At 48.8% G+C, this 21637-nt stretch carries 22 protein-coding genes; 4 read left to right on the top strand and 18 right to left on the bottom strand.

Features of this window, described 5'->3' with window-relative positions; translation table 11 throughout:
- Positions 1-29 precede the first annotated feature (29 nt).
- The 5 genes from KXJ70_RS10160 to KXJ70_RS10140 form a co-directional block, all read right to left on the bottom strand.
- Positions 30-284 (bottom strand): DUF2164 domain-containing protein, encoded by a 255-nt coding sequence (locus tag KXJ70_RS10160; RefSeq protein WP_219043395.1) that lies wholly within the window; start codon positions 282-284, stop codon positions 30-32.
- Positions 285-301: 17 nt separating this feature from the next.
- Positions 302-1540: a TIGR03862 family flavoprotein gene (locus KXJ70_RS10155; RefSeq protein WP_219043394.1), complete on the bottom strand. Its 1239-nt coding sequence runs from the start codon at positions 1538-1540 to the stop codon at positions 302-304.
- 69 nt (positions 1541-1609) lie between these two features.
- Positions 1610-2455 (bottom strand): MipA/OmpV family protein, encoded by an 846-nt coding sequence (locus KXJ70_RS10150; RefSeq protein ID WP_219043393.1) that lies wholly within the window; start codon positions 2453-2455, stop codon positions 1610-1612.
- Positions 2456-2582: 127 nt separating this feature from the next.
- Entirely contained in the window at positions 2583-3014 is a 432-nt protein-coding gene (locus KXJ70_RS10145; RefSeq protein WP_219043392.1) for a thioesterase family protein, read from the bottom strand.
- A 73-nt stretch (positions 3015-3087) separates the two neighbouring features.
- Positions 3088-3804 carry a Crp/Fnr family transcriptional regulator gene (locus KXJ70_RS10140; RefSeq protein WP_219043391.1) on the bottom strand — a complete coding sequence of 239 codons (717 nt, stop codon included), beginning with the start codon at positions 3802-3804 and terminating at the stop codon, positions 3088-3090.
- A gap of 117 nt (positions 3805-3921) precedes the next feature.
- On the opposite strand from KXJ70_RS10140, the gene KXJ70_RS10135 reads away from it, so the two are divergent.
- Positions 3922-4758, top strand: coding sequence for a sterol desaturase family protein (locus tag KXJ70_RS10135; protein WP_219043390.1), 837 nt, complete (start codon positions 3922-3924; stop codon positions 4756-4758).
- A gap of 33 nt (positions 4759-4791) precedes the next feature.
- Here KXJ70_RS10135 and KXJ70_RS10130 read toward each other — a convergent pair whose 3' ends face one another.
- The 3 genes from KXJ70_RS10130 to KXJ70_RS10120 form a co-directional block, all read right to left on the bottom strand.
- A complete protein-coding gene (locus KXJ70_RS10130; RefSeq protein ID WP_219043389.1) occupies positions 4792-6201 on the bottom strand; it encodes a PepSY domain-containing protein in 1410 nt (469 codons plus the stop codon).
- A gap of 184 nt (positions 6202-6385) precedes the next feature.
- Positions 6386-6622, bottom strand: coding sequence for a hypothetical protein (locus tag KXJ70_RS10125; RefSeq protein WP_219043388.1), 237 nt, complete (start codon positions 6620-6622; stop codon positions 6386-6388).
- Positions 6606-7022: a GFA family protein gene (locus tag KXJ70_RS10120; protein WP_219043387.1), complete on the bottom strand. Its 417-nt coding sequence runs from the start codon at positions 7020-7022 to the stop codon at positions 6606-6608. The genes KXJ70_RS10125 and KXJ70_RS10120 overlap by 17 nt, the downstream gene beginning before the upstream one ends.
- 275 nt (positions 7023-7297) lie before the next feature.
- On the opposite strand from KXJ70_RS10120, the gene KXJ70_RS10115 reads away from it, so the two are divergent.
- Positions 7298-11122 carry a CHASE domain-containing protein gene (locus KXJ70_RS10115; RefSeq protein WP_219043386.1) on the top strand — a complete coding sequence of 1275 codons (3825 nt, stop codon included), beginning with the start codon at positions 7298-7300 and terminating at the stop codon, positions 11120-11122.
- Positions 11123-11163: 41 nt separating this feature from the next.
- Here KXJ70_RS10115 and KXJ70_RS10110 read toward each other — a convergent pair whose 3' ends face one another.
- From KXJ70_RS10110 to KXJ70_RS10085, 6 genes are all read right to left on the bottom strand, one after another.
- Positions 11164-12144, bottom strand: a complete 981-nt coding sequence (locus tag KXJ70_RS10110; RefSeq protein ID WP_339675435.1) for a diguanylate cyclase domain-containing protein — start codon at positions 12142-12144, stop codon at positions 11164-11166.
- A 223-nt stretch (positions 12145-12367) separates the two neighbouring features.
- Positions 12368-13171 (bottom strand): ethanolamine ammonia-lyase subunit EutC, encoded by an 804-nt coding sequence (gene eutC / locus KXJ70_RS10105; protein ID WP_219043384.1) that lies wholly within the window; start codon positions 13169-13171, stop codon positions 12368-12370.
- Complete coding sequence (locus KXJ70_RS10100) at positions 13168-14562, bottom strand: ethanolamine ammonia-lyase subunit EutB (protein WP_219043383.1); 1395 nt, start codon at positions 14560-14562, stop codon at positions 13168-13170. Before KXJ70_RS10100 ends, eutC begins: the two co-directional genes overlap by 4 nt.
- A gap of 79 nt (positions 14563-14641) precedes the next feature.
- Positions 14642-15001 carry a DUF1428 domain-containing protein gene (locus tag KXJ70_RS10095; protein WP_219043382.1) on the bottom strand — a complete coding sequence of 120 codons (360 nt, stop codon included), beginning with the start codon at positions 14999-15001 and terminating at the stop codon, positions 14642-14644.
- 19 nt (positions 15002-15020) lie between these two features.
- Entirely contained in the window at positions 15021-15452 is a 432-nt protein-coding gene (locus tag KXJ70_RS10090; protein WP_219043381.1) for a VOC family protein, read from the bottom strand.
- Between the two features lie 26 nt (positions 15453-15478).
- Positions 15479-15907, bottom strand: coding sequence for a YciI family protein (locus tag KXJ70_RS10085; protein ID WP_219043380.1), 429 nt, complete (start codon positions 15905-15907; stop codon positions 15479-15481).
- Between the two features lie 163 nt (positions 15908-16070).
- Between KXJ70_RS10085 and yihG the strand changes: the two genes are divergently transcribed.
- A complete protein-coding gene (gene yihG, locus KXJ70_RS10080) occupies positions 16071-17012 on the top strand; it encodes a 1-acylglycerol-3-phosphate O-acyltransferase, YihG family (protein WP_369409767.1) in 942 nt (313 codons plus the stop codon).
- On the opposite strand, the gene KXJ70_RS10075 is transcribed toward yihG, so the two are convergent.
- Positions 17009-17344, bottom strand: a complete 336-nt coding sequence (locus tag KXJ70_RS10075; RefSeq protein WP_219043378.1) for a YciI family protein — start codon at positions 17342-17344, stop codon at positions 17009-17011. The two genes, yihG and KXJ70_RS10075, sit on opposite strands and share 4 nt — an antisense overlap.
- 74 nt (positions 17345-17418) lie before the next feature.
- Positions 17419-18687, bottom strand: coding sequence for an RNA polymerase sigma factor (locus KXJ70_RS10070; protein WP_219043377.1), 1269 nt, complete (start codon positions 18685-18687; stop codon positions 17419-17421).
- A gap of 604 nt (positions 18688-19291) precedes the next feature.
- On the opposite strand from KXJ70_RS10070, the gene KXJ70_RS10065 reads away from it, so the two are divergent.
- A complete protein-coding gene (locus KXJ70_RS10065) occupies positions 19292-20068 on the top strand; it encodes a sulfite exporter TauE/SafE family protein (RefSeq protein WP_219043376.1) in 777 nt (258 codons plus the stop codon).
- A 3-nt stretch (positions 20069-20071) separates the two neighbouring features.
- Here KXJ70_RS10065 and KXJ70_RS10060 read toward each other — a convergent pair whose 3' ends face one another.
- A complete protein-coding gene (locus KXJ70_RS10060; RefSeq protein WP_219043375.1) occupies positions 20072-20548 on the bottom strand; it encodes a DUF3465 domain-containing protein in 477 nt (158 codons plus the stop codon).
- A 66-nt stretch (positions 20549-20614) separates the two neighbouring features.
- Positions 20615-21625 carry a TIGR03617 family F420-dependent LLM class oxidoreductase gene (locus tag KXJ70_RS10055; RefSeq protein WP_219043374.1) on the bottom strand — a complete coding sequence of 337 codons (1011 nt, stop codon included), beginning with the start codon at positions 21623-21625 and terminating at the stop codon, positions 20615-20617.
- Positions 21626-21637: the final 12 nt, after the last annotated feature.

Raw genomic sequence — 21637 nt, 5'->3', positions numbered from 1 at the left:
TTATTTAAAGTCTACAAAAGATTCAAAATTCATCTTACAAAATTAGTTGGCTTCTCAATGTCATAGAGTGCATCGCTGATATCCGCCAATTTATCTTCCAGCACCATTTTTGCATCGTTTAAACCGCGGTTATAAAAGTAGGCCCCCACTTCTTCAGAGAAGAAGTCAGTTAAAAACTCTGCATCGAATTTGCCAATATCCTGATGTAACTCGTCTTCAAAATAGCGCTGTACTTTCGCAATAATGATGTCTTTTTCTTCTTTTGAAAATTCAATAATGGCCATGCTACCTCCCTAAATGTTTAATCCGTTTTGCGAGCGACTGCGGCCTTCGCCGCCCACGCTGCCGTCGCGAAACAGGCTGTCAGTAAATAGCCTCCCGTCGGCGCTTCCCAATCAAGCATTTCACCTACGCAATAGGTATTCGGTATTTGCTTTAACATCAGCTTATCATCTAAGGCCGTAAAACAAATTCCGCCGTCAGTACTAATTGCTTCGTCTATATCGCGGACGCTGACAAAGGTTTGCGGCAAGGATTTTATCAAGCTGGGAATACCACCAATATCGGCCATTTGGACTTTGCTTGTTAAGGCCTTAAACAGCGCAAGTTTATTGCCATTAAGCCCACATTGTTTGCGAAGCACATTGGCGATAGAGTCTTTGCTTCTGCGCTTTGCTATCGCCTGCTGTAATTTTTCCAGCGAGCGATCGGGATCTAGATCCCAGTAGATTGTACATTGACCGTGACGCTCTATGGCATCGCGCATCGGCGCGGAGATTCCATATATAGGGCCGCCTTCAATGCCATAGGAAGAAATCAAGGCATCGCCGCGCTGACGCCACACCGCGCCATCGTCATCACAGATAGACACGGCGATTGATTTGAGGGGCGAGCCAAGATATTGAGTTTGGATATCCGCCTGCCAGGGATAATTAAATCCGCAATTACTAGGCCGAAATTGTTGGCACGCAACACCGCGATTTTCGAAGTGAGTTAGCCACTGGCCATCTGACCCCAGCGCCGACCAGCTACCTCCGCCTAGGGCAAAAAACACCATATCCGCAGATAGCGACAATATTTTATCTGAGCGTTGAACTTGCAGTTCACCGACGTTGTTCCAGCCCAGCCAGCGATGCCGACTGTGAATGCGTACACCCTTATCGCGAAGACGACTCAGCCACCGCCGTAACAAGGGAGCTGCTTTTTTCTCAACAGGGAAAACTCGCCCAGAACTGCCGACAAAGGTATCGACACCTAATTCTGCGACCCATTTGCGCAAATCGTCCGAGCTAAAACTATCGAGTGCGGGCTTGAGTAACGCAGCCTTATCACCGTAGCGAGCAACAAAATCCGGCCAGTTCTCATTGTGGGTCAGATTTAAGCCACCAATACCGGCCCGTAAAAACTTGCGGCCCACTGTGGGCATCGCGTCGTAGAGGTCCACGGCGACGCCGGCGTTACTAAGCTGCTCCGCTACCATTAAACCCGCTGGGCCACCGCCAATAATTATGGCGGTGATATGGCTGTGACTTGCGGGCATGACACGAACTCGAAAAAGAATAGTACGCAGATTGTACCGTAATCAAGTCGCTATTGAGACGTGAAGACGCTATAGGACAATATCGTCAATTCTGCTAGGACCCACTGTTGCTTGTGAGCGCCACAAGATACGAGAGATCGACAAGCCAAAATAGGCGCCGCTATTCCTTTTAAATAGTGGGCTGTCATCAAATGCCGCGTTATGCAGATCGTAATAGCCGACGTTGGCAGTCAACCGCCAGTTGTGATCGATTTTTATTGCCATAAACCCGTTGACACCGACGCTTTGATAGCCACGGTTGGCGCGATAGCTTGGCCGTGTTGCAGTGGCAAATTGCGGTGCCACACCATAAAAATAGTCGTGGTATTCGGCACTGCCATAGCGAACTTGTAATGACGACCCCAACACATAACGGTCGCCGTAATGACGGCGCCAGCGCAGCTCAGGATTGAACAACCAGCCCTCGTAATCAAGTGCCGGAAAATCATCGGCAGCCAATAACGCGCGCAAATTAAAACGCAGCTGGATTTTCTCATTGGCTTCGTCGACGAATTTCAAGCGCAATGAAGGTCCGAGTTCTAAGCTTACTTTAAGATCGTCCATGCCTTGGCGAGCGCGGTTATCGTCGCTATTTACCGGTAAACTACCGCCGGCTGAAATATCCAAATCCCAACGCTTGCTTTCGAACAACAGGCCCCTCAAACCTTCGCGTCCAGCCTTTAAGCGAGCGCCACGATAAATAACGTACGGGAAGGGCAATACGTAGCTTTGGCTCTGATCGGCTCCGGGGTAATCCGGCAAATTGACGGCAGCCAAGCCCAAGCCCAACTCCCATTTCGGTAGACGCTCAAGCTCGTCCGCACCGACGCCAATTGAAAGTAAGCTCAGCAGTAGTATTCTTATCATATTGCGCATAAACATTCCGTTCATCGGCTGAGTAATGCTGTGTTATTTGGCCAGCCAAAAGGGCTAGCCGTAATTTGTAGCATACGAAGCTTAAAAAGAAAGTAGATCAATTGGTCGCAAGATCCGTGACAAAAGCTTAGATTGCGGCCACTTTTTCTTTAAAGCTGGCCGGTACCTCACACACGGATTTACTAGCGTAATCAAAAAATAGCATGGTATTGCGCAGTCGCGCAGTTTCAATATTCTTAGTCAAATTGAACAAGCGGAAAACCAAGTCAAAACTTTTGGCCGTGAAATTGACTGCCGCCACATCAATCCGCAGCCGATCACCGTAGTCGGTTTCAGAAATGTAGGAGATTTCTGAGTGCGCCATGATGAGACCGGCTTCCTCAAAGGCGGTGGCTTGCTCGTAACCCAAGGCAATAATAAAACGCAGCTGGCCTTCTATCGCAATAGCGGGGATGCGGTCCGCAGCTAGGTGGTTAGCCACATTCACATCGGAGTACAACACCACATACTCGGTGCTGAATGGAAGCCTGTCAGGTAATTCTATGGTCTTTCTGGCCAAGGGAACTCGCTTTCAATTGTTGGAGAGGTGCCGTATGCAAGCCTGATTTTACCGGGAAATCAGGGCATTCGCATCATTGCGATGTCGAATTTACACGCGACGCGCGTAGCGCAGAAACCGGGCAGCGCTGCTCTACCCAACGCCGCAATTGAGGGTGATCAGTGATCGCTATCTTACCGTAGCCGACCTCGATCAGCCCGGTCGCTTCTAACTTTTTTAGCGCCTTGCCAATCGAAATTCGCGACACGCCAAAATTAAATGCCAGCACTTCCTGATTGCATTGAATTTCTTTCTTATTACTCGCCGATTCAGACATAGATAGTAGGAACTTGGCGACGTGGACGGGTAATGGTAGGCGTCGTAAGTCGTCAAGAAACTCCAGCAAACCATGGGTGCGATACACATTGATGGTAAGCAGCGCATGGGACAGACTCGGCTCCGCATTGAATAAGGCCAAAAACGGCTTGCCCTTAATTTGCAGCACCTGGGTTTCGCCGATAGCACTAATATCATGTGTGCGCGGCAAACCAGCAAACAGTGTGAACTCCCCAAAGCACTGACCGCGACCCATCACTGAACTTGTTAGAAACGTGCCTTCCGAACCCTGCAGGCCAATCATCACGCGCCCGTCAAGCACCACCGTAATTCCGGGCTTTTCATCGCCACGCATATGAATCATCTGGCCGTCTTGGTAGCGCTCAACTGTCCCAATGGCCTGAAGCTGACGCCATAACTCATCAGAAATCAGATCGATGAGGCTAGGCGATCCGTGTTGAAGTAAATCAATCATTCGCACCCAAATGTATAAAAGTTTGCATTCTAGCTTAGCACTTGCTGCTAATCTGTGCTTGCTCAAATATCACCAATAACGAGAACAGCGATAGCGAGGCTTGCCATGCAACCCGAAATGATGATCACGATAATTTTCCTTGGCTTTGTGCTTTTCGAGACCACACTCACCGGGATTTTGCACAAGCCCAATCAAAAACGCGGCGATGCCACTGTGGAAGCAGTTAGCACCCTGAGTCTTCTTTTTGTGACAAAGCCTCTGGCCTTCGGTGGCGGCATGGCTATTGGAGCACTGCTGATGCCGCAGTACAAAGACATTCTGGTGTCGCAACCCCTGTGGCTGGTACTCGGGCTGTTTTTAGTATTAGACGACTTGAGCCAATATTGGTGGCACCGGCTTTCTCATATGGTGCCCTGGCTGTACAAGCTGCATCGCCCTCACCACAACGCGGAATACATGTCGATTCGTATGGTATATCGCAACAATCTCTTTTATTACCTGCTAATGCCCGGGCTGTGGTTCTCTGGACTATTGGTTTATCTCGGTGGAGGCTGGGTATACGTCGTTTATGTGGTTGTAAAAATGGCGGTTATTTTCGGGGCTCACTCTGATGTACGCTGGGACAAGAAGCTTTATACGATTCCAGTGATATCGCAATTGATGTGGGTGGTAGAACGCATTATTTCCACACCCGCTACCCACTCGGCCCACCACGGTAAACACGCGGAAGACGGTGTCACCCACTACAAAGGCAACTACGGCAATCTATTATTTTTCTGGGATGTGCTATTCGGCAGCGCAAAAATAACCCGCCGCTATCCCGACGAAATAGGTGTAGAAAACTTGCCCGACACCACGGTCGCCGAGCAATTATTGTGGCCGCTGTGCCGAACTGGTGAGCAAATTGTCAAAATAGAGACTAAATCAGAGGCCGATGCCACTACCTCGATCTAACAAGAATCGCTTTGGCTGCTGACTACTATGCTATTACCGCCGCCTTGCGCGGCGCAAAAACAACGTCATTCCGAGTATAAACGTGGCCGCGATGCCAGCCGCAAAGCAGGCCGCAATGATGTCTCGCACGGTGTGCCCAAGGCCATCGATAAAATTCCATTTGTGCAGGAAAGCAAAGCTAAATCCTTCGTAGCGATCGGCGTCTCTCACCACGGTGGCCAAGGCGCCACTGCGGGGCTCAACATACACGCTGAGATGATCACTTCGCTCATAATCCACCGCGACAACAGGCAGGCGTTTATTCACAAAACCATATTCGTCGTTAAAGGAATCTACCGCGCGTACCGCTTTGACCGGTGCGTTTGTTGGCAAATATTGCGCCGCCAAGGCTAGTGCGTGTAAGCGCTCACCATCAACCAAGATCTTGCCATTTAGTGCATTGCTATACTGTAGAACGCCGCCGTACCAGGTTCGAAAATACGCTTCGTTACCAATCGCAACCATGTCTGCCTGCACGATCTCTGGATTCAATGTGGACCACCCCACATTGATTTGCGCGGCGTCAAAGTACTTCGCCGCCACCATCTCAGACTGCAGTACAAATTGCTTTTGCCATAAGTGATATAAACCGCTGCCGGTAAAGGTCACCGCCGTCAACGCGACGCTAACACCCAGTAGACGATGAAATTTTAGCGTCGGTCGGCCTTGTCGCCAGCCGCGACCAGCGCGCCACTGCAGGAAGTATTGCAGTATTCCCGCAAGCGCAATAATACCGCCGCCAACAAGACAAATCGTCATGAGGCTAAGGCGAAGACTGTCGTTTTTGATAAAAATCCACGAATGCACATTGCGAAAAAACACACTGGTTGCTGCCTTGGTGTTGTTTACAATTGTGCCGAGACGGTCGCTGGCGGTGTCTACATACACCCGCATTCCATCATCGCGCTCAAACTCAACCCGCCACACCGGCAACAGGCGGTTTACAAACACATAATCCTCATCAAATTCTGTTTGTAAGCTCAGCGATTTTACGGCGCTATCTTGATCCCCCACATAATGCCGGGCGAGAAATTCCGCGTAATCTCGCTCGGCACGCTCAATCACGGCACCGCTGCGAGCGTCTAACCAGATCACGTCCGCCGCCGTTTGTAAGCGGTAGTATGGCCGGCCCTGCCAAGCCAAAAGACGCACAGCACTTAGCGACTGGGTCAAACCCGCGCGTTCTGCAGCGTCGCTAACAGTTAATACACCGGCGCTAGAAAAGGGCTCAAGCTTGTAGACATACGCCGCCGCCGAGGGTTGAATACGGGAGATAATCGGGTGCGCTAAGCCGCTTAGCCCCCAAGCAATAATGGCGAGCCCAACCACGCCACCGAGACGCGGATGCCAGCGTAATAAGAAGCCAATAAGTGAAGAAGGACGGCGCGGGGTTTTCTTAGACATAACACATTATCCGATCACAAACGGCAAAAGGCAGCAAAACTCATGGAGAGCAAAAGAGGTGTGGATCAAGGGTCACGCGCAGCTCTGAGTAGAGCGGGGTATATTATCAAGTTTTGAGTATTCAGCAATGCGACATGATGTCGCATCACCCTAGGCCCGCCTCCGATATTTATAAAGCCCACATTTACTTCTGCGACTGCTTTTCCACTTCTAAGCGACGCCGATACTCGTCATAAGATTCGCTGTACTCTTCACGACACGATTGACGCTGTGAGGCAACTAACTTCTCGCACTCTTGCAGGCGATTTTGATGACTGGCTTCATAAAGTTGTTTATTGCTACAAGCAGCGACAGCCGCTATCAACAATATGAACACGGCAGGCTGCAGCAAGCGGGCTAAGCAATCAAGGCTGCTTGTCATACTGAGGCACCCCATCGGGAATGTGAAACCAATCCTGTTTTTGACTCACCCAAATATGTGCCTCGGGCTGCAAAATTCGTGTATCGGATAAATTAGCGGCTTTTAACTTAATAACGGCCGGCTGATCAGGATTAAAATGGTAAATCCGATTCCCGCAGATTGGACAGAATTTAGCGTAGTTTTTATTGCCACTTTCCGCAAGACGCTCCCACTGCTTGAGCTCGCCCTCAAACACCACCGAATCAGCCGACACTAGCGCGGTAAGACTAAAGGCGCTGGTTGATAATTTTTGGCACTCCTTGCAGTGGCAGGCCATCACCTTTATGGGTGGCGATAGTAATTGATAACGCACGCCGCCACATTGACACGTCCCAAAAATAGGATATTGAACATCTGTCATACGTCCTCCCTTATCACGCGTACTTGTTATACCAAGTTCAAGTGAGCACAGTAGCTCTTCTTGATACAGCCGCAAACATCTGACCTCAGATTTTGCTAGCAATCTTTAATAAAGTAAGTATAGATACCTAAGGGTATCGAGAAAGTCATTGTATGCCTAATATTATAAGTGCTTGTACAATGACATAACTAACCGCTTCCATAAGAATGAAGTTTATACATAAGCTGCCAAAACCAGATGCGAATAAAAGTGGCTAATAAGTCGAGTAAAAACCATTGAATAAAACGCTACATCATATAGTTCGTCACATACCGTCCTGGGGACTATTCGTCAGCGGCCTAGCGATTTCTTCATTCCTCGCCTACGAGCAATCGCAGCATAATAAGCAACGCATTGTCGATGAAGTTGCCCGCTACGCGAAGGCGAGTAAGACCTACGTAGAAGAGCGAGTCGAACTATATCAATACGGCTTGCGTGGTGCGCGGGGAGTGGTGCTAGCCGCAGATATTGATAGAGACAAGTTTACTCGCTATAGCGCAACCCGCGACGTGCCAGACGAGTTTCCTGGTGCGCGAGGATTTGGTTTTATTCGCCGAGTTCCCGCCGATCAAGAGCAGACTTTTTTAGAAGCGGCGCGCGCAGATGGCTGGCCAAATTTTCAGATTAAGCAGCTTTCTACGAACGATGACGATCGTTTTGTCATTCAGTATATTGAGCCTGTCGAAAGAAACCACGAGGCCGTTGGCCTCGACATCGCATCAGAAACAAATCGCAGAGTTGCCGCTATTGACTCAATGCAATCTGGCGAAGTTCGTCTGACAGGGCCGATAACCCTTGTCCAAGCATCGGGAAAAACCCAACGCTCGTTTCTTATTTTAATGCCAGCCTATGCGTCTTACAGCACGCCGGAAACAGAGGAACAGCGCATAGCAAATCTTGTGGGATGGAGCTACGCACCCCTGCTTATGGATGAAGTACTTGCCGACCTCAGATTAAAAGCGGAATACTTTACATTACAACTTTTTGATATTACCGACGCTGAAAGCCCTACTCGTTTCTTTGAAAGCGAACAGAGCGCCCCTGAGCCCAAATTAACAGACACACGCACCATACGCGTTTTTGGCCGCGTATGGCAGCAAGAGCTATTAGTTAAACCCGCATTTATTGACAGCTTAGCACTCTTCCCTGGATCTAAAGTACTCGGGCTAGGCGCAATTATTTCCTTTCTACTAGCCACCTTACTAGGCGTTTTAAGTGCTCAGCGGCAGATACGGCAGCAAGTTATTGAAGAACAAGAAAAGCTGGCTAAAATCGTAGAGTCATCAGCCGACACCATAATTGGTACCGACTTAAATGGCGTAATTAACAGTTGGAATTTTGGCGCAACAGAAAACTTAGGGTTTAGCCGCAGTGAAGCGATTGGGGCATCGCTCTTTGCATTAGTGAAAGAAAGCGGTGTTCAAAATATGGACACCCAATCCGAGGAGAGCACTGCGGAAAACAGCGCAATAAGCTACGACGCCCTGTGGTACTGCAAAACAGATACACCAATAGATGTTGCCGTTACCCGATCTCCCTTTGTCATTAGTGGTACAAACACCACAGGATATTCTTGGCTTGTTAAAAATATCACCGTCCAAAAGGCGCAGTCAGCAACGATAAATGCGCTGAATATTAAGTTAGACGAACAAGTTAAACGTAGAACCTCAGAGTTAACCGAGCTCAATAGTTTGCTGCAAAATATAATGGACTCCGCTTCGGGGGTAGCCATTATAACTACACATTTAGATGGTGTTGTTCGCTTTTTTAATGCCGGTGCAGAAAACCTATTAGGCTATAGCTCGGAGGAGGTTGTAAACAAGGCTTCTATCCAGAGTTTTATTCTAAGAAAGGATCTAGAGTTAAGAAGCAAAGAGCTTGGCATCGACCTACACGATAGTAATGATGATATTCGCGTATTAACTCATCTCGCCACCGAAAAACTCCATGAGCGCAGGGAGTGGCGCTTCCGCAAAAACGGCGATGCCATATTTGTCGGTAATGTCGCTGTTAGTACAATGTTAAACGAAGCAAACAGCCCTTCTGGCTATTTGATCATCGCGACCGATGTCACAAAGGAAAGCCAGCATAGAAGGGATATTGAAGCGTCCAATAGTAAGATTTTGCAAGCCACTACCGTTGCAGAATTAGGGGTGTGGACGTGGACGCTTGAAGACAATTCCCTTGACTGGAATGACAAAATGTTTGCGCTGTATGAATGGCCCACAGCATTAAATCAAAATGGCTTGAATTACGAACATTGGCGTTCACGGGTACATCCTGAAGACGTAGAGGCAGCAGAAAAAAGTTTACACGACGCGATAGCAGAGCTCGGAGAGTATGACCCGATATTCCGTCTATCGCTACCTAGCGGTAACATCCGCTATATTCAAGCGCGAGGTGCTTTAGAAAGAGATGTTGATGGCAGTATTATTAAAGTAGCGGGATTCAATCGCGACATCACATCAGAAGTTGAGCTAGAGCGAAACTTGCGCCAAGCCAAGGAATTAGCGGAATCTGCAAGCTCAGCAAAATCGAGTTTTCTCGCCAATATGAGCCACGATATTAGAACACCGTTAAATGCCGTTCTCGGTATGCTTCAACTACTGCAGCAGTCAGAACTGAATGATCGCCAGAATAACTTTGTCAATCGCGCAGCTACTGCTGCAAATTCACTTCTGCTATTGCTAAACGATATCCTTGATTATTCCAAGATTGAAGCAAACAAAATAGATTTAGCGCCCCGCAATATAGACCTAGATTTACTAATGCAGGAAGTGATTGCAATTATTGCTGGCAGCGGTCGCGAAAAAAATATAGCCGTACTATTCGACATACCCTCTGTATTGCCAGGACTGTTTTTCTGCGACGATTTGCGCCTAAAGCAAGTGCTAATGAATCTTCTTAGCAACGCGATAAAGTTCACCAATGAAGGCCATGTCATACTCCGAGTTAAGGTATGCGACAAATCACTAACGCATAGCACTTTAGAATTTTCAGTTGAAGATTCCGGCATTGGCATTGAAAAGTCGATGCAAGGAAGAATATTTTCTAGTTTTCAACAAGCCGAAGATTCAACCAGTAGACGGTTTGGTGGCAGCGGCTTGGGTCTTTCAATCAGCCAGCGATTAATCAATATGATGGGTGGTGAGATATCTGTTAATAGCCAGCTTGGCCAAGGTAGCGTATTTAAATTTTCTCTCTCATTGCCCTATACCTCGTTCGATAATAAAACTTATACCTCGATGAGTTTATCCGGATATCGAATTTTGCTAGCTCAGAGCAATAGTTTGTATCGTAATAATCTGCAACAGATGCTCGATGACTTTGGCGCTACAGTGGTCACAGTGCACTCGGAAGCCGATTTTATTAATGAACTTGTCGAAATTAAGGAGGGAAATACCTTCTCAGCGGCGATTATTGATGCCGGTATGCTTGAATCAGATACCGTTCAGTACACAATCTCCTTGCTATTGCCAGGCAAAACAGCGCCGCGCTTAATTGCAACTAAACCGCACAAAAGCGGCGAAGTGACTGCGTGGGATTCGGATCATGGTCGCGGACTAATTTGCTTACCCGCTACGCCCAAACAAATTTGCAGCTTGCTGGAGGATATTGGCGATAGCAATTTAGCGGAAAAGAAGCTCACACCGGGAGTGAACTCTGTATCTCAACTTAGAGATCTTACTATTTTAGTGGTTGATGACACCGAAATAAATCTAGTAATCGCCACTGAAATGTTAAAACAAAGTGGCGCCACGGTTACCGCAGTAAGCGGAGGAAAAGCGGCAATTCGAAAATTAAATGATGGCTTAGTTCCTGATCTTATTTTGATGGACATGGAAATGCCCGACATAAACGGCTTAGAAACTACACGGATAATTCGCAACATGCCACAGTACGATCGCGTACCGATACTGGCAATGACGGCGAATGTCTTTCCCACTGATATCGACGCCTGTCTTGAAGCGGGCATGAGCGATCATATTGCAAAGCCAATAAATTTTAGAGACGCAATTAGTAAAATTAAGTTTAATATCGCGCGGATATCACGGGCGTAACGATGATAGTTCGTATGAAAATGTCATGCTTAGAATAACAATTAATTTACAGCTTCGTTTGCTCTATCGGCATAACGCCTTTGCTTTTTATTATCGTACATCGCAATATCGGCATCGGTAATTAGCTTGTCGACCGTAGGATGTTTATTTGTATTGAATTCAGCTACGCCGTGACTAAACCGAAGTAAGTACTTCCAGTTTTCACGGATATGCAAGGCCTCAATAGCCGCCTTGAAATTGATCATCGCCAATTCAGCAGCAGCGGCGGAAGCGTCAATTAAAAGCGCAACAAACTGATTTTTCTCTACTCGAGCGACTAATGCTGAATGATCTAGATGGCAGTTCAAATACTCGCTGAACTGATAAAGTATTCTATCTGTCTCTTTACTTTCCTTGTCGTCGTTGAGCCCATCTATTTCTATAAATACCATGGATGCTGGAGTCATTCGGCGAGCACAAAGATCTAAGCCCTTTTCAGCCAAAAGTGAAAAGCCATTGCGATTACAGATACTGGTTTTTTCATCCAGTATATTCGACTCTGGCCTTTGTAATTCGCGCTCAACCATTAGCGCTAAATCCCGCAGCGCATGTAAATCCGTCTCTGAAAGAACACGCGGTTTGGTATCGATCAAGCACAAACTTCCCAGCGCTGATCCGCATTCAGCATATATTGGACACCCGGCATAGAAGCGAATATAAGGCGCTCCTCGCACCAAAGGATTATCTGAAAAGCGACTATCAATTAGAGCATCTGGTGTAAGAAGAATTTTACGCGTGAGTATGGTGTGTCCACAAAAGGAAATTGCACGAGACGTCTCTCGGACATCTAGTCCCATAGCAGATTTAAACCACTGGCGATCTTGATCTATTAAACTTACCAAAGCGATTGGGACGTCAAACAACTGACTTGCAAAGCGGGTAATGCGGTCGAAACGCTCCTCCATCGGCGTATCTAAGACATCCAGAGCTCGCAAAGCCGCTATGCGCCTATCTTCACCGTCAGGAGTTCTTGGGGTTTCCACTAATGCACCTCTCACAAGCAATCTCTGGAGACGCATTTCTGCACCCAGTTAATCAAGCAACTTTACAACTTCCCTAGACATGACTCTCGCGTAGAAGAGCCACTTATTGGCAATAAAAATTGCCGAGAATGTGTCAAGTGTGCAGCACTATTTCTGCAAATTTGATTGTGAAGGGGAAGTGTCTTAGCGCCCATACGGGCTTGTCCTTATGGTGCGCTTATCCTTAAGCACTGGGTTTTAAAAATGGGATAGCCGTAGTTGTCGGACTGTCTAGTAGCATCGACTCGTCTTTCAAGCTGATGCCAGTTTGAGCTTTTTCCATTGCTGCCGCTATTAAGTAGATCCCGGTATCGCAGGCCTGCTGATAACTATGGCCGCCGTCGCGTATATTTGAAATACAGTTGCGCTGAGCATCTGTGCGAGCTCTCTGCGGCGAATAGGTTATATACATGCCAAGACTGTCTGGCGAACTCAAACCCGGTCGCTCACCAATCAACATAACAAGTAATTTTGCCTTTATGGCCTCGCCAATATCATCACCCAGAGCGACCCGCGCCTGCGTTGCGAGACACAGGGGCGCCAGACTAAAACCTTGATTAGCTATAGCGGGAAGCAGCAAGGCAAGCAGGGGCAGGGCGTGACGTTGAACCGCCGCCGACGATAGCCCGTCAGCGACAACAACGGCAATATCGCTGCCACCCTCGCTCTTCAGCGATTGACGTAATTGTTGCCATTGCGCTTCGGGTAGTTGACGTCCCAAGTCTGGCCGCTGCAAATATTGGCCACGGCTATCAGCCGAACTCGCCACACATAGCGGCGCATCAGCGCTGGGAAAAGCGGCTAAATATGAGTCTATAAATGAATGAATATTAAAAGCGGTATGCACCGCGTCACGGGCGCGAGCGTGATCTAACTGGAACTTTAAATTCGCGGCAATTGGCAGTGAAACACCGCTTCGGCCCTGGGCGATGCGAGCCGATGTGTAAGCCTGCAAGTCATGCCAACTATCTTTTTTAGTGTCGCTCATGACGCCCCCGGCAGCACTAATGCTCGGGCGAAGCGCGGCGGTAGCGCTGCCCCTGAAAACAAAACACCGCGCTCATCCATAATCTCTGATGTCTGTAACCACTGAAAAAACTCGGGGGCCGGTGGCAAGTTTAGTAGCCGCCGAATATATAAAGCATCGTGAAAAGAGGTTGTTTGGTAATTGAGCATAATGTCGTCGGCACCGGGAATACCCATGATAAAACTGCCGCCGGCCGCTGCAAACTGGGTGAGCAGCATATCCATATCGTCTTGATCAGCTTCGGCATGATTGGTATAGCAGATATCGCAGCCCATAGGCAGGCCAAGTAATTTGCCACAAAAATGATCCTCTAGGCCGGCGCGAATAATTTGCTTACCGTTGTATAAATATTCTGGGCCAATAAAACCGACCACGGTATTTACCAACAGCGGCGAGAACGCGCGAGCAACCGCATAGGCGCGGACTTCGAGGGTTTGCTGATCAACACCGCAATGGGCATTGGCCGACAGCGCGCTACCTTGGCCGGTTTCAAAATACATCACATTATTGCCAACGGTGCCACGCTGTAATGCGTGAGCGGCAGATTGGGCTTCCGCCAATATCGCCAAGTTCACACCAAAGCTAGTATTCGCTGCCTGGCTGCCCGCAATCGATTGAAAGACCAGATCAACGGGCGCCCCCCGATTGATTAATTCCAGCGTGGTGGTGACGTGGGTGAGCACGCAAGATTGGGTCGGTATGTCAAAGCGTGTAATGACGTCATCTAATAAATGCAAAAGACGCGTGACGGTTTGGGTATTGTCTGAAGCGGGATTAATCCCAATGACTGCATCGCCACTGGCGTATAACAGGCCATCAACAATACTTGCGGCAATGCCGGCAGCATCATCACTGGGATGGTTGGGTTGCAGCCGTGTCGAAAAGTGATTGGCCAAGCCAATGGTATTGCGAAATCGGGTAATCACTTCGCATTTTTTGGCGACCAGAATCAGATCTTGCACCCGCATTAATTTGCTCACCGCCGCGACCATTTCCGGCGTTAAGCCTGGCGCCAGGCCGCGCAGTGATTCAGTCGTTGCGACATCCGACAAGAGCCAGTCGCGAAAACCACCAACGGTAAGATGGGACACCAGCTGAAAAGCCTGCGCACTGTGGCTATCTATGATGAGTCGAGTGACTTCGTCGTCTTCGTAGGGAATAACAACATCGTTGAGAAAATGGCGCAGAGGTAAATCAGCCAAGGTATATTGCGCCGCTACCCGCTCTTCATTACTAGTAGCGGCGATGCCCGCAAGGCTATCACCGGAGCGTGCCGGTGTAGCCTTGGCGAGCAAGGTTTTTAGATCAGCAAACACATAATGTTGATGACCGATATTGACGCTAAACGGCATTGATCACCTTCCGCATAGACAACAAAACAACTTGAAGCTATCAAGCTTTACCATCTTGTGCAAAAGGAAATACGGTCGGCTACATCGCCACCCGCGTTTTGAAACCGCCGAAGATCATACGCTTGCCATCAAAGGGCATTGCATCTGGCCCCATCATGGCTTCTATGCGCGGGTCTTTCATCACTGCGTCGTTAATGCGATCACGGTCTTCCCGCGAGGCATACACAATATAAGAAAACACCACCACTTCACCTTCCTCTAACTTTACGCTTTGCGGAAAGGAGGTGTGCACGCCGGTTTTTACATCGTCCGCCACACATTCAATATACTCTAAGGCTCCTAGCTCCTTCCAGATTTCACCTGCTTTTCTGGCTATTTCAAAGTAGGCATCAAGGTTTTTCTCTGGCACCGGCAATACAAATCCATCAACGTAATTCATCGCTCTGTCTCCTAAGGTGTTAAGCGCAATCAGATTCTGCACCGATGGGCGCGGGTCCATTTACCATCCACGAAATGCCAAACTGATCGACAAAAGCGCCAAAACGCTGCGACCAAAAAGTTTCTGCTATTGGCATAGTGATACTGCCCCCCTCTGACAGCGCCGCAAACACGCGCTCAGCCTCAGCGACAGTGTCGGCCTGAATGGCCACACTCGTACCCGCAGGTCGCTCGTACATTTCTGCAGGTGCGTCGCAGCCCATTAGGGTCAAGCCATTGCCGTTATCAATTTGGGCGTGCATGACATGATGCTGGCTATCTGCGGGAAAGTGCTCAGCGGCAGGCGTTTCCGCCACGGCCATAATTACGGGCTCAAGCCCCAAGCACGCAGCGTAAAATTCAAAGGCCTGCCGACAGTTACCGGCAAAATTCAAATAGGGATTAATTTTCATAGTTAAGGTCCTTAGATTTACTCAAATTATTGTTGCTGTTGCTGCATGGCGTCACGCAAGCGCGCCTCTTGTTGCTGCAGCTCGGGGGTAAATTCTTCACCAAAATCCTCTGCCTCAAATACCGGGCGAATTTCAACATTGCCATGTTCGCCGTCGGTATTGGGAATTCGCTTAGCCCAGGCTATCGCCTCTTCCATCGATGCGACCTGCCACATCCAAAACCCAGCTATCAGCTCCGTGCCTTTCAAGAAGGGGCCGCGCTCTGCGCGGGGTTCACCGTCGCCAAAGTGGACACGAACCCCCGCACTAGTCGGATGTAATCCTTCACCACTCAACATAATGCCGGCCTCTACCAACTCTTGATTAAAGGCGCCCATGTCGGTGAGTAATTGCTCACTTGGCATCTCTCCTGCTTCGCTACTTGCGCTCGCTTTCATCAACACAATGCATTTCATAAATCACTCCACATTTAACAATATTCACCTATAGTCGAAGCCCACTGCGTTAATTCGACAGGTGGTGGGAATTATTTTTCTACCTAATTATATTTATTCCTCACATCTGTCCGGTATCAGGCATGCGGCAAAGTTTTTACTCGCACCCAGTATTGGCATTACAATGGCCAACATCATAAATAGTTACAGACCTGAAACTATGCTGACATTTCTCTCCCAGTGCTTACGCGGCGGCCTGATTATGCTGCTGATCATTTGTTCCACTTTAATCTTAGTCCCATTTTTATTACTTGCAGCGCTTCTTAAACTGCTTATTCCGCTAACAGCGACTCGGCGCTGGTTCACAATCATCTCCATTGAGATTGCTAATTTATGGGTGGGTTTTAACAATCTGCTGCTTGAAGTTGTAAATAACATTGAATGGGATATCGAAGGGACAGACGGACTCGATCCAAAAGACTGGTATTTCGTCACCTGTAATCACCAGTCGTGGGCGGATATTCTGGTTGCTCAGAAAGCCCTTTTCCGCAAAATCCCCATGCTCAAGTTCTTTCTTAAACAGCAACTTATATGGGTGCCGGTGATTGGTCTGGCGTGGTGGGCTCTGGACTTTCCATTTATGAAACGTTACTCGCCGGCGGAGATAGAGAAAAATCCGGCCTTAAAAGGCAAGGATTTAGAGACGACCCGCAAAGCCTGCGAAAAATTTAAATACACCCCCGTCACGGTATTTAATTTCATGGAGGGCACGCGCTTTACCCCTGAGAAACAAGCGCAACAGGAGTCACCTTACCGGTATTTGCTCAAACCCAAGGCTGGCGGTGCCGCCTTTGTACTGGGCGCCATGGGCGAGCAATTGCACACCCTCTTAAATATTACGATTCACTACCCTAGCGACGACCGCAGTTTTTGGCACTTCTTGTCTGGCCAAATAAGCAAAGTGGTGGTTCGCGTAGAAAGACAAACCATTCCACCGCGCTTTTTAAGCCGTGATTATATGAGCGATCAACAATTTAGGGCCGAGTTTCAGCAGTGGGTGTCGGAGTTGTGGACGCACAAAGATCAGCTCTTGGGCGAGCTTCACAGCAAAACCGAGCTGGCTTAATCTGGCTGTAACTCACGTATTGGCCGAACTTCAATTGAACCGATACGGGCGGGCGGAATTTTCGCCGCCTTATCCAGCGCCTCGTTAAGGTCGCGGGCTTCCAGTAGATAAAACCCCGCTAGCTGTTCCTTGGTTTCGGCGAAGGGGCCATCGGTATAGGAGACTTTGCCATTGCGAATGCGCAGGGTAGTGGCAGTCTCTACAGGCTGCAGCGCTTCGCCGGCAATGAAATGACCGCTGTCTATGAGCCCCCCAACACAGGACATACACTCGGCATCATTCATTTCCGCCATTTTGGCTTCGTCGCCATAGACTAAACATAAGTACTTCATTTTCTTCACCCTCTAAAAGCTTGCTGTTTATCCTAGTCGAATAGGGAGACCTTAAATCGACACGGGCCGCCAAATTATCTCGCTAATTTTGCCCGCATCTCGGCGATACGTTTTTCTAAAAACCGAATTTCCGGTAGCTGCTGGGCATAGCCAATCGCCGTTTCATAGGCCGTCAGAGCGGCCTGATGCAGCCCAAGCTGGCGCTGAAAATCGGCCCGTGCGGCGTGCAAGAGGTGGTAGTCCGCCAACACACCGCTATCGTATATCTCATCCACTGCCCGTGCCCCAGCGGCAGCGCCGTCTCGCATGCCAACAGCAACCGCACGGTTCAAGGCAATAACCGGATTGGCATTCACCCTTAACAGCACCTCATACAAACCCACAATCTCGTGCCAATCGGTGGTGTCCGGCGAGCTAGACTCGGCGTGAATCGCCGCTATAGCGGCCTGAATAGAATAGGGGCCATAGCGACCATCGCCAAGTGCGCGGCGCACCAAGGCCAGACCCTTTTCGATGAAATCGCGGTTCCAGAGACGGCGATCCTGATCCGCCATCAGCACCAATTCACCCTGCGCGTCACTGCGAGCAGCGCGGCGGGACTCCTGCAATAACATGAGTGCGAGCAGCCCTGCTATTTCCGTGTCAGCAGTGCTATCACTATTTAAATCTAGCACTAACTCCGCCAAGCGAATCGCCTCTGCGGAAAGATCAGCCCGCGTGACATTTTCCCCCGACGACGCCGAATAGCCCTCGTTATACATTAGGTAGAGCACCTGCAGCACCGCGTTTATACGCTCCGGTAATTCCGCCGCACTGGGTATTTGATAGGGGATATTCGCGTCGCGAATTTTTGCCTTGGCGCGGACAATGCGCTGGGCAATGGTGCTTGGCCGACTGAGAAACGCGCTGGCGATTTCTTCCGTCGTCAGTCCACAGACTTCGCGCAGCGTCAGAGCAACACGACTGTCTTCGGCAAGGGCGGGATGGCAGCAGGTGAAAATAAGGCGCAGACGATCATCTTCGATATCATCATCAGCAAAGGCGACAAAATCGGGGGTGTCCGCCTCCAACTGGTCGGCAAGCTCGTCGACACCGTGCACAAAGCGCGACTGCCGCCGCAGTCCATCAATCGCTTTAAATCGCCCGGTAGACACCAACCAGGCCCGAGGATTTGCTGGTACGCCGTCGCTAGGCCACTGTTTTAAAGCCACAGTGAATGCATCTTGCAGAGCCTCTTCCGCTAATTGAAAGTCGCCGAGTAAACGTAGGAGTGTCGCCAATACACGACGCGACTCCTTTCGATACACATCCTCAATTTGCTGATTTAGCAGCGCCGTCGTCATCGCCAAAACCACATCGATCTATTATTGAATGCAGCCAATATTAACCTAGCTAGTCATTAAAGGCAGCCGCGTATCTTAGCGGACACTCGCGGAAGTCATCGCTTAAATCATGGTTAATAAAGGTTTAGGAAGTAGGTGTTACTGAGTGTAAGTACGAGGCATCAGGTGCGAGGCATTGGCTGCTACGCACCTGTGAGTTTTGGGATATCAATTGAACGGTGAACTTTTTGTAGTACTAGCCTTGTCTTTTTTGGCTAGCTTCTTCTCCTTTTGCGTTAACAAGGGCTTTTTCTTGGTTTCTTTATTACTTTTTTGTTCTTTACTCATAAACTGAACTCCATTCAGTGGGGCGTGGACGCCACATAGACATCTCACCGGCAATACAAAACACCACCACGCTAGTAGTGATGTCTGTCAGAGTACGCCCTTTGTTGGTTTTAGCTATAGGCGATGACGATAAACACAAAATATAGCTTGGAGAGCAGCGATCGGCTGCCGAAATTATCCAGATTACAGCAACAGACCCTAGCAACGGAATGGCTAGCACCTTACAATTTGCACCAGCAATTCCCGCCACACGTTTACACAATGTCACCGGATACCAATGTCTGACCTTCAACTATATCAGTACCTACTGATCGGCTTGATCTTTGTCTGGAGCGGCTTTGTCCGTTCCGGTCTCGGCTTTGGCGGCGCGGTTCTATCACTGCCCTTTTTACTACTGGTATACAACCAGCCGCTGGTCTTTCTACCGCTGATTTCCGTGCAGTTATTATTCTTCTCGTCCATCACGCTGGTCTTGAACAACCGTAAATCAGAAACCGCCACTCGCGCTCACAAAAGTACGGTCGATTGGCCCTACCTAAGATATATGTTGGCAATCATGATCGTGCCAAAACTACTCGGTGTGTTTGGTTTGATTACCATGCCCGCCGACGTGCTAAGCATGATCATTTTCGTGATCGTGTCGGTGTACGCGGTGACCTACATTTTCAACAAACCCTTTAAGAGTAATAACAAGTTTGTCGATGCCATATTCCTAATGGCCGGTGGTTATATCAGCGGCACCTCATTAATTGGCGCGCCCTTAATTATCGCAGTGGCCGCCCAGCATGTTGCCCGCGAACGACTGCGCGATACCTTGTTTGCTCTGTGGTTTATTTTAGTGAGTATAAAGCTAGCGGCATTTATCTATGCCGATGTTAGCCTGCAAATGATTCACCATCTGTGGCTATTACCCTGCGCCGCGATCGGCCACTTTATCGGCCTGCGCTTTCACGCAAAAATGCTGAAAGCAGAAACACCCATCTTCTTTAGAGTATTGGGCATAACGCTGCTATTGATAAGTGCACTGGGGCTTTGGAAGGCACTAGAAGGTTGAGCGCTACTGATAACGTCGACCACGGTGTTCTAACCAGCCGCCGACGTGTCGTGCTGCTGGATCATGGTGTGTCCAATGCAGTACGCCACCCAGCTTATTCCATTCGTACTCACCATAAAATTTAACTTTATCGCCGGCTTGTAAACCTTCGATACGCGGCGCTATATCGATATTATGCGCAACCAATAACGTTTGCCCGGAAGTGAGTTTAAGAATGAACTTCTGATGCCGGCTTCCCTTGGTATCGTCTGCCAAGACCTTAATAACTTGCCCACTACCACTCACTTGAACATCGCTAAGCTGGCGATTAAACGCATCGGCTAATTGTTGTTCGCCGCCAACTTCATCACTAACACCCTGGGACCTAGGCTCTGACGCTACTGGTAAAAAGGCCTGAACGTGCTCGCCTAGCTGGGGGTTCCGTAGATAAACTTGATACAGTGCGAGCACCGCCAACGCTGCATAAATCCATTTTTTCATAACAGCCAAAACTCAGTTCGGTTTAACATTGTGAGTGTATACCGACAATTGCTAATTCATTGTGAATTACGACGATTTCAGCTCACTTATAATTTTTTTCCACATCTCATCCGGTGCAGCATAAGGGGCGTAAATCGCTAATCTATCTGCGTAAGCGCCATATTTAGCTTTTAGCTTACCAGCAATTTCTTCAGGCTTACCTCTAGTACAAAACGCGTCGACAAACTCATCATTAACGTAGCTACCGAGCTCATCCCATTTACCTTCTTTCGACAGCCGATTCATAATCGGCTGTAAATCACCCAGCCCCACAGCGTCCATAGGCGGGATATACGCTGGTGTTGACGCGTAGAAACCCAGCAAGCCCTTTACACTTTTCTCCGCTGCCAGATATTCGGCTTCGGTTTCGCCGGTAATAATGATGGCGTTCACTTGCAAGGTAAAATCATCAAAACCACGACCCGATTTTTCAAGGCCCCGCCGAACAGCGGGGAGCGCGTGATTTTCAAGAAACGGCATACTATTGAATGGATGGACAATCAAACCGTCTGCTACTTCGCCCGCCACTTCGGTCATCTTTGGGCCCAGCGCACCTAATAAAATTGGCGGAACACCATAAGGGTTTGGGCCGGGGTTGAACATCGGTGTCATTAGAGTATGGCGATAAAACTTACCCTGAAAATCCAATGTAGACCCGTTTTGCCAACAGTCGAAGAACGCTTTTACAGCGAGAATATACTCCCGCATTCTTGCCGCCGCGGGGTTAAATTCCAAACCGAAACGCTTTTCAATATGCGGTTTTATTTGCGAGCCTATGCCAAGACTAAACTTCCCCTTCGAGAAAGTCTGTAAATCCCAAGCCTGATAGGCGATATGCGATGGGTTGCGCGGGAAGGCTACCGCAATACCCGTGGCAATATCGAGGCTCGGTTCGTGTTCCGAGGCGAGGGCCAGTGGAAAGAAGGGGTCCCAACTTCCCTCCAGGGAATAAACACCGTCGTAGCCTATCGCAGCCAAACGCTTTGCCTCGTCGGCTGCGCCACTCATTTGCGCATAAAAGGGTCCGTCAATTTTCATTTAATTACCTAA

This window comes from Zhongshania aquimaris, from assembly GCF_019312595.1.
In the GTDB taxonomy this organism is placed as follows: Bacteria; Pseudomonadota; Gammaproteobacteria; order Pseudomonadales; family Spongiibacteraceae; genus Spongiibacter; species Spongiibacter aquimaris.
The sequence above is the reverse complement of the archived record's forward strand: the minus strand, read 5'-3'. Positions and strand labels throughout refer to the sequence as shown.

Coding starts and splice junctions, on each gene's coding strand:
- KXJ70_RS10160 (WP_219043395.1), bottom strand. CDS start 284: ATGGCCATTATTGAATTTTCAAAAGAAGAAAAAGACATCATTATTGCG.
- KXJ70_RS10155 (WP_219043394.1), bottom strand. CDS start 1,540: ATGCCCGCAAGTCACAGCCATATCACCGCCATAATTATTGGCGGTGGC.
- KXJ70_RS10150 (WP_219043393.1), bottom strand. CDS start 2,455: ATGCGCAATATGATAAGAATACTACTGCTGAGCTTACTTTCAATTGGC.
- KXJ70_RS10140 (WP_219043391.1), bottom strand. CDS start 3,804: ATGATTGATTTACTTCAACACGGATCGCCTAGCCTCATCGATCTGATT.
- KXJ70_RS10135 (WP_219043390.1), top strand. CDS start 3,922: ATGATGATCACGATAATTTTCCTTGGCTTTGTGCTTTTCGAGACCACA.
- KXJ70_RS10130 (WP_219043389.1), bottom strand. CDS start 6,201: ATGTCTAAGAAAACCCCGCGCCGTCCTTCTTCACTTATTGGCTTCTTA.
- KXJ70_RS10125 (WP_219043388.1), bottom strand. CDS start 6,622: ATGACAAGCAGCCTTGATTGCTTAGCCCGCTTGCTGCAGCCTGCCGTG.
- KXJ70_RS10120 (WP_219043387.1), bottom strand. CDS start 7,022: ATGACAGATGTTCAATATCCTATTTTTGGGACGTGTCAATGTGGCGGC.
- eutC (WP_219043384.1), bottom strand. CDS start 13,171: ATGAGCGACACTAAAAAAGATAGTTGGCATGACTTGCAGGCTTACACA.
- KXJ70_RS10100 (WP_219043383.1), bottom strand. CDS start 14,562: ATGCCGTTTAGCGTCAATATCGGTCATCAACATTATGTGTTTGCTGAT.
- KXJ70_RS10095 (WP_219043382.1), bottom strand. CDS start 15,001: ATGAATTACGTTGATGGATTTGTATTGCCGGTGCCAGAGAAAAACCTT.
- KXJ70_RS10090 (WP_219043381.1), bottom strand. CDS start 15,452: ATGAAAATTAATCCCTATTTGAATTTTGCCGGTAACTGTCGGCAGGCC.
- KXJ70_RS10085 (WP_219043380.1), bottom strand. CDS start 15,907: ATGAAATGCATTGTGTTGATGAAAGCGAGCGCAAGTAGCGAAGCAGGA.
- yihG (WP_369409767.1), top strand. CDS start 16,071: ATGGCCAACATCATAAATAGTTACAGACCTGAAACTATGCTGACATTT.
- KXJ70_RS10075 (WP_219043378.1), bottom strand. CDS start 17,344: ATGAAGTACTTATGTTTAGTCTATGGCGACGAAGCCAAAATGGCGGAA.
- KXJ70_RS10070 (WP_219043377.1), bottom strand. CDS start 18,687: ATGACGACGGCGCTGCTAAATCAGCAAATTGAGGATGTGTATCGAAAG.
- KXJ70_RS10065 (WP_219043376.1), top strand. CDS start 19,292: ATGTCTGACCTTCAACTATATCAGTACCTACTGATCGGCTTGATCTTT.
- KXJ70_RS10060 (WP_219043375.1), bottom strand. CDS start 20,548: ATGAAAAAATGGATTTATGCAGCGTTGGCGGTGCTCGCACTGTATCAA.
- KXJ70_RS10055 (WP_219043374.1), bottom strand. CDS start 21,625: ATGAAAATTGACGGACCCTTTTATGCGCAAATGAGTGGCGCAGCCGAC.